Annotated in this window: 11 protein-coding genes and 1 pseudogene; 5 read left to right on the top strand and 7 right to left on the bottom strand. The window is 69.9% G+C overall.

Features of this window, described 5'->3' with window-relative positions; translation table 11 throughout:
• Window positions 1-822: an SAM-dependent methyltransferase gene (locus tag SACMADRAFT_RS22930; RefSeq protein ID WP_040925848.1), complete on the bottom strand. Its 822-nt coding sequence runs from the start codon at window positions 820-822 to the stop codon at window positions 1-3.
• Window positions 823-986: 164 nt separating this feature from the next.
• On the opposite strand from SACMADRAFT_RS22930, the gene SACMADRAFT_RS22925 reads away from it, so the two are divergent.
• The 4 genes and pseudogenes from SACMADRAFT_RS22925 (at window position 987) to SACMADRAFT_RS22910 (ending at window position 4,124) form a co-directional block, all read left to right on the top strand.
• Window positions 987-1,268: a metal-sensitive transcriptional regulator gene (locus tag SACMADRAFT_RS22925; RefSeq protein WP_009156237.1), complete on the top strand. Its 282-nt coding sequence runs from the start codon at window positions 987-989 to the stop codon at window positions 1,266-1,268.
• Window positions 1,269-1,297: 29 nt separating this feature from the next.
• Window positions 1,298-1,504, top strand: a complete 207-nt coding sequence (locus SACMADRAFT_RS22920) for a heavy-metal-associated domain-containing protein (protein WP_009156236.1) — start codon at window positions 1,298-1,300, stop codon at window positions 1,502-1,504.
• Between the two features lie 17 nt (window positions 1,505-1,521).
• A pseudogene (locus SACMADRAFT_RS22915) lies at window positions 1,522-1,791 on the top strand (hypothetical protein); the annotation flags it as partial.
• A 59-nt stretch (window positions 1,792-1,850) separates the two neighbouring features.
• Window positions 1,851-4,124 (top strand): heavy metal translocating P-type ATPase, encoded by a 2,274-nt coding sequence (locus tag SACMADRAFT_RS22910; RefSeq protein WP_009156234.1) that lies wholly within the window; start codon window positions 1,851-1,853, stop codon window positions 4,122-4,124.
• A gap of 65 nt (window positions 4,125-4,189) precedes the next feature.
• On the opposite strand, the gene SACMADRAFT_RS22905 is transcribed toward SACMADRAFT_RS22910, so the two are convergent.
• Window positions 4,190-4,606, bottom strand: coding sequence for a hypothetical protein (locus SACMADRAFT_RS22905; protein ID WP_009156233.1), 417 nt, complete (start codon window positions 4,604-4,606; stop codon window positions 4,190-4,192).
• 226 nt (window positions 4,607-4,832) lie between these two features.
• Between SACMADRAFT_RS22905 and SACMADRAFT_RS22900 the strand changes: the two genes are divergently transcribed.
• Window positions 4,833-5,258: a DUF6292 family protein gene (locus SACMADRAFT_RS22900; RefSeq protein ID WP_009156232.1), complete on the top strand. Its 426-nt coding sequence runs from the start codon at window positions 4,833-4,835 to the stop codon at window positions 5,256-5,258.
• Between the two features lie 29 nt (window positions 5,259-5,287).
• Here the strand turns inward: SACMADRAFT_RS22900 and SACMADRAFT_RS22895 are convergent, their stop codons facing one another.
• From SACMADRAFT_RS22895 to SACMADRAFT_RS22880, 5 genes are all read right to left on the bottom strand, one after another.
• Entirely contained in the window at window positions 5,288-6,406 is a 1,119-nt protein-coding gene (locus SACMADRAFT_RS22895) for a peptidoglycan DD-metalloendopeptidase family protein (protein WP_009156231.1), read from the bottom strand.
• Between the two features lie 528 nt (window positions 6,407-6,934).
• Window positions 6,935-7,099 (bottom strand): hypothetical protein, encoded by a 165-nt coding sequence (locus SACMADRAFT_RS30135; protein ID WP_009156230.1) that lies wholly within the window; start codon window positions 7,097-7,099, stop codon window positions 6,935-6,937.
• Window positions 7,100-7,525: 426 nt separating this feature from the next.
• A complete protein-coding gene (locus tag SACMADRAFT_RS31055) occupies window positions 7,526-10,168 on the bottom strand; it encodes a multicopper oxidase domain-containing protein (protein WP_009156229.1) in 2,643 nt (880 codons plus the stop codon).
• Window positions 10,165-11,268, bottom strand: coding sequence for a hypothetical protein (locus tag SACMADRAFT_RS22885; protein WP_009156228.1), 1,104 nt, complete (start codon window positions 11,266-11,268; stop codon window positions 10,165-10,167). The genes SACMADRAFT_RS31055 and SACMADRAFT_RS22885 overlap by 4 nt, the downstream gene beginning before the upstream one ends.
• A complete protein-coding gene (locus SACMADRAFT_RS22880; RefSeq protein ID WP_198285890.1) occupies window positions 11,261-11,965 on the bottom strand; it encodes a helix-turn-helix transcriptional regulator in 705 nt (234 codons plus the stop codon). The genes SACMADRAFT_RS22885 and SACMADRAFT_RS22880 overlap by 8 nt, the downstream gene beginning before the upstream one ends.
• Window positions 11,966-12,044 lie beyond the last annotated feature (79 nt).

The following is a 12,044-nucleotide window of genomic DNA, read 5'->3' as shown; positions in this document are numbered from 1 at the left end:
TCAGCGGACCTTCCTGCCCACCCCGCACAGCAGCCTGCTGTGCTCGGGGCGCTCGGGTACAGCCGAGTCGGGACGCCACTGCGGCAGCCAGACCAGGCCGGGCTCGACGAGTTCGAAATCGCCGAAGAACTCGGCGATCTCCTCGCGCGTTCGCAACTGGCCCCGGTTGGTCGACTGCGTGGAGTAGTTGCGCGAGACGCGCTGCATCGCGGCCATACCGGCTTCGTCGGCCGGGTCGACACTGCCGTGGGAGATCACCAGCAGGCTGCCGGGCGGCAACTGGTCGCGAAAGTGGGCAAGCGGTGTCTCGGGGTGCTGATCCGGTGTCATGAAATGCAGCAGCGCGACGGCGAGCAGGCAGATCGGCTGCTGCGGGTCGAGCAGTCCTTCGGCGAGTACTCGTTTCCACAGTTGCGGGCCGTCGAAGAAGTCGCCGTGGATGGCGTGGTGCCGATCGGGGTCCGCGGATTCCTCGAGCAGGATGCGTGCATGGGCGTGCGCGATGGGCTCGTTGTCGACGTAGATGACCTTCGACTCGCCGGGTGCGACCTCGTCGGCCACCTCGTGCACGTTGCCCTGTGTCGGCAGGCCGCTGCCGATGTCCACGAACTGCCGGATGCCCTGCTCGGTCGCGTAGCGCACCGCGCGCCCGAGGAAGGCCCTGTTGGCGAGTGCTCCGGTACGGATATCGGGCATCAGTTGCAGTTGCCGCTCGGCGAACTCCCGATCGATCGCGTAGTTGTTCGTACCACCGAGCAGGTAGTCGTAGACGCGACCCGCGCTCGGCCGCTCGAGATCGGGAGAAGGTTCCGTGCCGGTCATAGGACAACTGTACGGTCTCGCGGTGTGACGCGGGGTGAGGACCATGGTGCGGGCCGAGACCGCGAGCATGGTCTCGGTCACATTCGAGCGGCAAGTCGCCATTTGACACCCCTACCCCCCACGGGTATAAATGGCGCTGGCTACACAAGTAAGGGAGACAAGCCATGCGGGGATACACCGGGGACAAGGATTCCTTCCTCAAGCGGCTGCGTCGCATCGAGGGGCAGGTCCGGGGCCTGCAGCGAATGGTCGAGAACGACGAGTACTGCATCGACGTGCTCACCCAGATCTCGGCCGCGACGAAGGCGCTGCAATCGGTGTCGCTGGGCTTGATGGACGAGCACCTCAAGCACTGCGTCGCCCAGGCCATCGCCGAGGGCGGCGAGACGGCCGAGTCGAAGGTCCGGGAGGCCAGCGAGGCGATCGCGAGGCTCGTCCGCTCCTGAGCGGTTCACAAGTTGACGAGGAGGTTTTCGTGGCAGAGGCAACGTACACGGTGACGGGCATGACCTGCGAGCACTGCGTCCGGTCGGTCACCGAGGAGGTCGGTGCCATCGAGGGCGTGACCGACGTTTCGGTGGACCTGGAAAGCGGCCGCGTCAAGGTCAGCAGCACCGGCGAGGTCGGTGTCGACGACGTGCGCACCGCGGTCGAAGAGGCCGGTTACCAACTCAGCGCGTGAACTCCTGAAGGAGAGAAATGAATACAGCGGGGAGACTCTCCGCCTACGGTGTGGCGCTCGCCCTGGTCGCGGTCGGCGGCTGGGCGATCGGCACCGCTGTCGGTCCCTTCGCCGGTGCCACCGGCGCGCACGGTGCGGAGGAAGCCGTGCACGGGGACACTCACAGCGGCACCGTCGCGGAGAGCGAACGACCCAACCAGCCCGGCGGATCGACGTCACCCAGGGGCGGATATCACCTCCCGCCCACCGGCACGACGTTCTCCGAGGGCACAACAGCCGGGTTCTCGTTACCGGCCACCGCCGCGCCTGCGCGCACCGCGGGGCCCACGGTGGAAGGAGGCGCTCGATGACATCGGATACCTCGCGAGTCGAGCAGGTGCCAGGCGCGGCCGAGCACGAGATCGAACTGGCCATCAGCGGCATGACGTGCGCTTCCTGCGCCATGCGCATCGAGCGCAAGCTCAACAAGCTCGACGGCGTCAGCGCCACCGTCAACTACGCCACCGAGAAGGCCACTGTCAGCTACCCCGAGGGCACACAACCGGACAGGCTCATCGAGGAGATCGAGGCCGCCGGTTACTCGGCGGCGCTGCCGGCGACACCCGCCGAGCGGCGGGCCGAGGCAGCGGCCGACGCGGAGCCGGGTGAGCACGACGAGCTGCGCTCGTTGCGGCAGCGGCTGATCGGCTCGGTGGTGCTCGCGGTACCGGTGATCCTGCTGGCGATGATCCCGGCGCTGCAGTTCACCTACTGGCAGTGGATCTCGCTCACGCTGGCGGCACCCGTCGTGGTGTGGGCGGCGTGGCCCTTCCACAAGGCCGCGTGGACGAACCTGCGACACGGCTCGGCCACGATGGACACGCTCATCTCGATGGGCACGCTCGCGGCGTTGTTGTGGTCGCTGTACGCGCTGCTGTTCGGCAGCGCGGGGATGCCCGGCATGACGCACGCGTTCGAACTGACCATCGAGCGATCCAGCGGCGAGGCCAACATCTATCTCGAGGTGGCCGCCGGGGTGACCATGTTCATCCTCGCCGGACGCTACTTCGAGGCGCGGTCCAAGCGACGCGCGGGCGCGGCGCTGCGTGCGTTGCTCGAACTGGGCGCGAAGGACGTCACGCTGCTGCGCGACGGCAAGGAGGAACGCGTCCCCGTCGACCGGTTGGCTGTCGGCGACCGGTTCCTCGTGCGGCCGGGCGAGAAGATCGCCACCGACGGTGTGGTCGAGGAGGGCAGCTCGGCGGTGGACGCCAGCATGCTCACCGGCGAGTCGGTACCGGTAGAGGTCTCCTCCGGCGACCAGGTCGTGGGGGCCACCGTCAACGCGGGTGGGCGTCTGGTGGTGCGTGCCACCAGGATCGGCTCCGACACGCAACTGGCACAGATGGCCAAGCTGGTCGAGCAGGCGCAGACGGGTAAGGCGGAGGTGCAGCGGCTGGCTGACCGGATCTCCGCGGTCTTCGTGCCGATCGTCATAGCACTGGCCGTCGGCACGCTGGCCTTCTGGCTCGGGGCCGGGGTCGGTGCCTCGGCGGCGTTCACCGCGGCGGTCGCCGTGTTGATCATCGCCTGCCCGTGCGCGCTAGGCCTCGCCACCCCCACGGCACTGCTCGTGGGTACCGGCAGGGGCGCACAGCTCGGCATCCTGATCAAGGGGCCGGAGGTGCTGGAATCCACCCGGCGCATCGACACCGTCGTGCTGGACAAGACCGGCACCGTCACCACCGGTCGGATGGCGCTGGTCGGGGTCCACGTCGCGGAGGGCACCGACGAGGAAACGGCGCTTCGGCTGGCAGGGACGCTGGAGAACGCCTCGGAACACCCGATAGCGCGGGCCATCGCCGACGGCGCCAGGGAGCGGCTCGGCGGCCTGGGTGAGGTGGAGGAGTTCAGCAACACCGAAGGGCTCGGCGTGCAGGGTGTGGTCGACGGTCACGCGGTGATCGCGGGCCGGACCGGCTTGCTCGAGCAGTGGAGCCTGCGGCTGCCCGCCGAACTGGCCGAGGCGAAGGCAGAGGAGGAGGCGCGGGGACGTACCGCCGTGGCCGTGGGTTGGGACGGTGCTGCTCGCGCGGTGCTGGCCGTGGCCGACACCGTGAAGCCCACGTCCGCGGAGGCGATCGCGCGGCTGCGCGAACTCGGTCTGACCCCGGTGTTGCTCACCGGCGACAACGAAACCGTCGCCAGGTCGGTCGCGGCCGAGGTCGGGATCTCCGAGGTGGTGGCAGAGGTGTTGCCACAGGACAAGGTCGAGGTGATCAAGCGGCTGCAGGGTGAGGGCAAGGTGGTCGCGATGGTCGGAGACGGCATCAACGACGCGGGTGCGCTCGCACAGGCCGATCTGGGACTGGCCATGGGCACCGGCACCGATGTCGCCATCGAGGCCAGCGACCTGACGCTGGTTCGCGGCGACCTGCGTGCCGCTGCCGACGCCATCCGGCTCGCCCGGCGCACCCTGCGCACGATCAAGGGCAACCTGTTCTGGGCGTTCGCCTACAACGTCGCGGCGCTACCACTGGCGGCCGCGGGGTTGCTCAACCCGATGATCGCCGGGGCAGCGATGGCGTTCTCCTCGGTGTTCGTGGTCAGCAACAGCCTGCGGCTGCGCGGCTTCCGCTGAGCACACCTGCGGCAGGGGCCCGTCGAACCGTCGCGATCGGTTCGACGGGCCCCTGCGCCGTCAGCTCACACCCCGACCGAGTCGCGGGTGATGACCTTGGTGAGCGGGACCCCGTTGCCATTGCCGTTCCCGCCGTCGAAGGGTGTGAAGTCGAAGCGCACCTCGCCGCGCGCCGAGTCGCAGACGACCGGGATGAGGATGCCCGCGGTGCTTGATGTGGTGAACCTCGCGAGTACCTGGGCGAGTGCCTCGGGAGCGTGTTTGGGCTCCGCGTCGGCCTGAGCGAGCGTGCGATGCAGGTTCGTCAGGTCCCACCCCTCCGAGGAACCGCTACCCGCGGGCATCCCCAGGGCGGCGGTGAGCAACCACCTGCCGGGTTTGCCGGAAAGGGCGGGCGTGCGGTGCGTACTGATGCCGATAACCTGATCGGCCCGGATCAACCCGTCACCGAGCGTGCGAATCCAGACCCTGTCCAGCGCCATTCTCGCTCACTCCTCCCTGCGCCGGGTGCCGCAGTGCCTACATCCAACGATCAAGAGTATCTTCAACGTCTTCTTGATTCAATCTTCACTGACCGATGCAGATATTGTTGGGGCCTTTCGGCCCCTTGTGGGTTGCCCCTATCGACGTAACGTTTCGACCGCGTCGGGTGGAAACAGGGCAGGAGAGCAGCTCGGACCCGGGGCCGTACAGCGGCGGTGACGAAAGATGGATCTGGAGTTTCACGGTGCTCCCGCGCAGGGACTGCGGCGCTACGTGCGCCTGGTGCGCGAGGCACTCGAGCTGGTCGGCGACTGTTCCTGTGTGCAACTGGAGCCACCGGCCAACGCGTACCTGGCTGTCGAGGGCAGTCTTGCGTGGTTCCCCGGCAGGGACGTGGCGTTGATCTGGGACGAGGAGAACGGCTGGGCCGTCGCGGTGGAGGCCCACTGTGGCGAGGACCTGCTCGTGCAGGACTACCTCGGCGCGGACATCCTGCCGGAGCCCGGTGAGGTGGCGCGGTTCGCCAAGCGGGTGATGCAGGGTGAGCGGGTGGGGCTGCTGGACGCGCCCGCACTGCGGACGGCGGAAACGCAGGACGAGCTACCGTCGCGGTTGGCGGAGTACGCCGTGCCCGTGGCAGTCCCGAGCTGACGACCACGGGCACGACGCCACTCCTCGGCTCAGATGGACACGCCGTGGCTGCGAAGCCAGACGAGCGGGTCGATCTTGTTGCCGTTCTCGTGCACCTCGAAATGCAGGTGCGGGCCGGTGGACTGGCCCCGATTGCCCATCGTGGCGATCTGCTGACCCGCGCCGACGCGCTGCCCGACGGACACCAGTGACTCGTTGATGTGGCCGTAGACGGTGATCAGCCCGTTGTCGTGCCGCACCCGCACCCACAGGCCGAAGCCACTTGCAGGGCCGGAGGAGATCACCTCACCGGCCATGGTGGAAAGGATCGGCGTGCCGATGCTGTTGGCGATGTCGATGCCGTAGTGCACCGTTCCCCACCTGAACCCGTAGGTGGAGGTCAGGGTCCCCTGGGCGGGCAGCACCACGCCGGAGGAACCGACCGAGGGCGCGCCTGCGGGCGCGGGGGCAGCGGGCGCGGGGGCACCGGCCTGCGTGACCTGTGCGGCCTGCGCCTGCAGCGCTGCCTTCTTGGCGAGCAGCGTGTCGATGGCGCCCTGCGCGCTGTCCTTCTGCGCCACCGCGTCACGGTGCGCGGCCTCGGCATCGGACTTGGCCTTTGCCGCTGCCGCCTCGTTGTCGGTGGCGCGCCGCAGCGCCGCCTGTGCCTCCTTGTCGGCGGCGGCCCGCTCGTTCATCGCCTTGCGCATGCCGTCCAGTACGTCGAGTTGCTCGCTGCCGATCGCGTTCAGCAGCGAGGCCCTCGCCAGCATGTCGGTGGGGCTTTCCGAGCCGAGGTAGGCGGTGACCGAGCCGACGGTGCTGCCCTGCCGGTAGCTGGCCGAGGCGAACTTGTCGACCTTGTGCTGCAACTGCCGTACTCGCTCGGCCGCGGCTTCGGATTCGGCGCGGGCGGTGTCGGCCTTGGCCCGCGCGTCGGCGGCGGCCTTGGTCGCTTGCTGCTGTCGCTGTTGCGCCGCGGTGAACTTCTGGTAGGTGCTCGCCAGCTCTGCCTGTGCCGCGCTGAGTTCGGCTTCTGCGGCCGCGATGTCGTCAGCGAGGGTGTCCTGGGCGCCTGCGGCGAGAGTGTTCCCGAGCGCACCGACAAGAGCGATGATGATCAGCAACGCGACAGGCGCGCCTCGGGACAGCGGAATGCGCACACCCATGTGTGGCTCCAATGACGGTCAGGGGCGTGCGCCGAAGTCGGGGGATGACGCACGCCCGGGTCGGGGGCATGGTGACTATGCGTCAGTGAGCGCAGCTAATCCATAGGATTTGAGCTGCACCACAACAATTCGGTCACATTGGAGCCACAATACTGCTCTGGGTGCTTGACTGCATACGTTACGAAGCTGCCTTGGCGCCCGACAGGGTGATACCCGGCCGCGCTCGCGAGGGCGCGGCGGGCAAGGTCGAAGTCAGTTTTCGGGAGCCGCGTGTCCGGCTGCGGTTGCGAGGGCGCGGCTGACCCACGCGTGTTCACCTGACGTGCCAATTCCCGGCCACGCTCCCCATGGCCCGCCACCTTCGGCCTTACGTCAGCTGCGGGCGGCGATACCTGCGGGCCGCCGACGAACGCAGCCGGGTCCGCAAACGGCGCCCGGCCACGCTTTCGACTCCCGAGGCGCGGCCACGGCCGTGCGGGGGTTGCCGACTGGTTCTGCCGGACGTGGTAGCCGCTCCCTGCCGGATTCTCACTCCGGGTCGCGGCGCTGTTCGTCGGCGTCGGTTTCGGCTTCGTCCTGGTCCCATTTGCGGCGCATCGTCGTTATCGCCCGGTCGTGCAGTTCGGCGATCGCCACGTGCGCCTTCTGCACCTCTTGGTCGAGCCTGTCGAGGAAATCCTTGTCCGACTCCATCGTGCCCCTCTCCCTTCGGCCTGCGACCCCTCCGTCGCTTCCGCCGGCCGGTGCGGACTGGAATCCAGGTACCCACTTCCGGTTCTGTAGTCCGCCCCGTTTCCTCGAGGAGCCGGATCCGGCCGTCGCGAACGCGGGCCGCTCGGATCGCTCGTCGAACCAGTGCAGCGCGATCGGTCACTGGAGCTCCGTTGCGCGACGCTCGTTGCGATAGCAGCCCCCGAGGTGAGCGTGCCCGAACAGGGGCGGCCGCGCTCGCCGAATCACGCTTGGTTCACCTGCCCGGGATCGCGCGGTCGGGGATGTGGTGGCCCGAATGCAGAACTCGCGGGACGGGAGTGGGGAACTCGCGGGCGGGAGCGGGGGACTCGCGGGCGGGAGCGGGGGACTCGCGGGCGGGAGCGGGGGACTCGCGGGCTGGAGGGGTCAGCGCAGGCGTTGGTCGACCTGTACCACCCCGTGCGCGCCGCGCTCGGCGTCCACCATTGCGTGCGTGACGAACGGGTAATGCCCGGCCTGCGGGAAGGTCAGCTCGACGAACCCGCCCTGGGCGGGGGCGAGGTCGAGTACCTGCGCACCGGTATCGCCCCCCGGCCCGGCCCGTAGCAGGTAGCCGCCTTCCTTCCAGACGGTGTCGAACTGACCGCCCACGACGTGGAATGCGGTGCCACTTTGCGGTCCCGCGGCGAGCACCCACAACCGCACCCGCTCGCCCACCTTCGCCCGCAGCGGATCGTGGTCGTACTGGTTGGCGTAGCCGTTGAACACCACGAGGTCGGGCTGCCGCGCCGCCAGCTTGTCCGCGTCGGCGACGTCGCCGCGCCGCCCGAGATACAGCTGCGACTGCACGAGCACGTACTCCCTGTCCACGGCGGGCAGCCCGGGCGGGTCGATGATCACCGCGCCGAACATGCCGTTGGCGATGTGCAACGACATCGGCATCGTCGAGCAGTGGTAAAGCCAGACCCCGGCCCTGGTGGCGGTGAACCGGTACGTCAGCGACTGCCCGGGCTGGATCGTCCGCATCGGACGGTCGGGAGCGAGCGCGCCCGCATGGAAGTCGATGGAGTGACCCATCGACCCGTCGTTGACCAGGGTGATGTCGAAGACGTCGCCGACCTTGCCGCGCAGTGTCGGTCCCGGCGCGGTGCCGTTGAACGTCCACAGTCGCTGCGTGAAACCGGGAGTGACCTCGCGCTCCACCTCGCGTACCCGCAGCGTCAGCTCGTGCAGGTCCGCGTCTGGTGAGGGCGGCAACCTGGGATCACGGGCGGTGAACCCGGGGCCGGGCACGGCTGCCAGATCCGGCGTTCGCGCAGGGTCCGCCGCGGCACCGTCGGCATCGGCGGCACGGTCGGTGGCATCGTCGGCGGCGGGGTCGGCGAGGTGTCCCGTGTCGTGATCCGACGACTGTCCTTCGCCACCGACCACGTTGACGTTCAACACCATGCCCAGTTGCCGGTGTCCGGCGACCGAACACCAGCCCTCGAGGTCACGGCCGACCACACCGGCGTCCAGCGTGGCCTGCTCGCCCGGTCGGATTCTCGGAGTGCGGGCGAGCGACTCCAACACGAGGTCGTGGGTGTTGTCCCCGGTGTTGCGCAGCACCACCACGAGCCGGTTGCCCGAGGGAACCTCCACCACACCGGGGACGAAACGCATTCCCTCGATCCGGACCTGCACCGTGGTGGTCTGCCCGGTGGCGGCCACGCCGCCGTTGGCTGGAGGGCCCTGCGCCACGCCCGCCGCAGCCGGATCGAGAGCCACGCCGCCCGCGGCCGCGAGCATCACCGCCGACAGACCCACCGCCGCGACACCGGCCCTTCTCCGCGAGGGCACCCGTGGTGGCGGGCCCGCGGGGCGGGCAGGTTCGTCCCGCCTCGCGCGCGCCACCAGTACGGCACGGACCAGCAGCGGCAGGAAGGACGCCATCGCGACGAGTACGACGACCGACACCAGCACCCGCACCAGGCTCGGTACCGGCAGCACGTACAGCAGCAGGCCCGCGTTGGTGGCCGCGACGCGTGCCGGGCCCGCCGTTTCCAGCGTCGATGAGGTGGCCCGCACCGTCGTGGGCCCGCCTCCAAGCACCACGGGCACCAGGTAGGTGAGCGCGCCGAGCAGTACCTGCGCGGCGAACCCGGCCAGCAGCGGCGTGGTGAGGGAGTCGACGTGCTCCGCCACCGCTGAGCCGTCGCGCGTCGTGGCGAGCACGGCGGCCAGCCACACCAGCGAGCCCGCAAGCCAGGTGACCCCGGCGAGCACGGAAGCCGTGGAGAACTCCACCGGCGCTTTGCGCCGCACCTCCTCGACGTGCGGGACCGCCATCGCCACCAGGCCGCCCAGGTAGAGCAGCAGACCCGCGGCCGCGAGCACACCCGAACCGGCGAGCGCGCCGCCCGCGGCGACCACGAGCCCGGCGACGAGTACCCACAACATCCGCGTGGCCGTTCGCTGCGATCCTTCGGCGATGCGGGTACGCAGCATCGTCGGCCACAGCGTCACCAGGGTGCCCACGACGGTGAGCCCGATCCAACCGAGCAGGTTGAGCACCGCGTGCGCCACGACTACCCGGGCGTGGGCCTCGGCGGTGAGCCCGCCGCGTGCCATCAGCACACCCAGCGTCACACCCACGGGGAGTGCGGCGCCCGCGGCGATGTAGAAGCGCACGGTGGCCCCGAACCTGGACGGCAGCGCGGCGCGCATCCTGCGCAGCAACGCGATCGCGTGCCAGCAGGCCACGGCGGCCACGGCAGCGCCGCCGGCCAGCACCACCGGCCAGTTGCCCGCGACGACACCGGCCACCACCGCTACGGCGCCCGCGTTGAAGACGCCCAGCCGACTCCCCTGGCCACGTCGCATGACGTCGTCGGGCAGTTTCAGCAGGGCGGTGGCGAAATGCCAGGACCAGATCAGGATCGCGTTGCCCGCGGCGCCGAGTCCCAGCAGGTGCACCAGCAGCCAGCCGGACACCGGCAGGAACCGGTGTATCAGCGCCACCAACACCACGGCAGCCAGCCACGCGGCGACGACGCCCCCCGTGCGCAGGTGCCAGGACGTCCGGCTCATGGTCGCCTCACCGCGGGCTGTGTGGTGTTCGCCCTGCTGGTGAGTACCGATGCGGCCGCCACGACGACGAACAGCAGCACAGCGACGATGTTCCCTGCGCCGCCCGCCCGCCATGCCCAGTCCTGCTCTCGCAGGTCGCCCAGCAGCACGCGCAGCAGCAACGAGCCGTGCAGCAACACCGCGGGCAGGTGCAGCACCGGACGGTACGGCAGTGGCCGACGCAGCACCGCGGGCAGGATGATCGGCGCGTGCGCGAACACCATCGACATCACGAAGCCGAGGAACACCGCGTGCACCACCGCGTCGTACGTGCGGCCGGTCGCCCAGTCCGGGGCGAGCAACCAGATCGCGCCCGCCACAGCCAGCCAGGCGTAGCCCGCGAGCAGCCAGGTGGCCGTGAACCGGGCGAGCCCACTCGCACGCACGGTGTGCCTCGCGACGTCGTGACGCGCAAGCCAGCCCGCGAGGCCGAGCAGTGCCGCGCCGAACAGTGCGTGTCCGGGCCCGGCCCACAACAGTGAGGCGAGCGCGCCCGCCGCGGCGAGCGCGCACAGCGCAACGCCCGTCACCTCGACGCGGGCGGCACGTACGGCGACCCGTGCCAGTTCCATCCGCTCACCCACGATCGTGAGCACCAGAAAGCCCGCCGGCCATGGCAGCAACGCGGGGACCTCGACCCCGCCGAGCCACAGCAACGCCGCACCGAAGGCCAGCACGGCGCCACCGGCCTGAACCAGCACCGGCAGCGCCAGTTGCCGCCTCCACAGTGGGAGGTAGCTTGCGACGAGGACCGCCGTTCCGAGCACCAGTGACAACCCGCCGAGCCACCGTGGCGCGGGAGAGATCAGCACGACACCGCCCGCGCCGAGGAAGGCGGGGGCCAGCAGACCCCACCACCTCCCGAGCGCGATGGCGCGTTCGAGCGCGACGAGGGTGCCGACGAACGAGAGCACCAGCAACATGCCGTGTACCTCGGCCAATCGGGACCAGCGCAGCGGGGCGGGCAGTTCCAGCAGCAGCAGTGCGGCGTCGAGTCCCAGCAGCAGTGCGATCCCGCCGCCGAGCAGCAGCGCGGTGGAAAGCACCCGGGAGTCAGTCACGGGTCATCAGCCGCAATCTGCAGGCGCCGGGCTCGGAGAACGGCAGCAGCGCCGTCCTTTCCTCGTCGCCGCCGAAGACTTCCATCGCGCCTCGCACGATCCCCAGGTGCACCTGGCAGACGACCTCGGGGTATCGCGTTGCCGCGTCGAGCAGCGGGCAACGCCGCAGTGCGGCCGTGGTCGCCCTCGCGTCGGCCTTGGGGTCGAAGCCCAGTTCGTCGAGCAGGTCCAGCACGCGGCGGCGACCTCGTGCGGGCGAGGCCTGCGAGCCGGAGTCGTCGTCGCGTTCGGTGGCCAGCTCCCTGCCCCACGCCCGCCCGGCCTCCAGTGCCTCCTCGGCGGGTCGTGCGCTGGTGCGCGTGAGGTGCGCGGCCAGCGCGGTGGCCAGTCCCGCGTACTCGCGCACGCGAGGGTCGGGCTCCGCCCGGTCGGGTGCTGCGGAGTAGGTCCACGCGGGCCTGCCCCTGCCGCCGCTGCGTGCGCGTTCCCGCACGGCGAGCCCGGTCTCGACGAGGGCGTCGAGGTGTTCGCGAACTGTGTTGGGGTGCGCGTCCAGCTCGCCTGCGAGAACGGCGATGGTGGTGGGTTCGGCGCGTCGCTGCAGGTGTTCGAGGACGGTGCCGCGCTGGCCGGACATCGGCCTGCTGTCCGGCCGTGCACGCACCGGTGACGGCCCCATCCGCTCCGAGTTTTCCACGGCTACCACTGTAGTTAATCGGCTCGGGGTGGGTCCACCCCTGCGATTGAATAAACACGGAGATGGGTGTAGAAAAAGG

The organism is Saccharomonospora marina XMU15, assembly GCF_000244955.1.
GTDB classification, from domain to species: Bacteria; Actinomycetota; Actinomycetes; order Mycobacteriales; family Pseudonocardiaceae; genus Saccharomonospora_A; species Saccharomonospora_A marina.
Note: the sequence above shows the minus strand (reverse complement) of the source record. Positions and strands in the feature narration are given on the sequence as shown.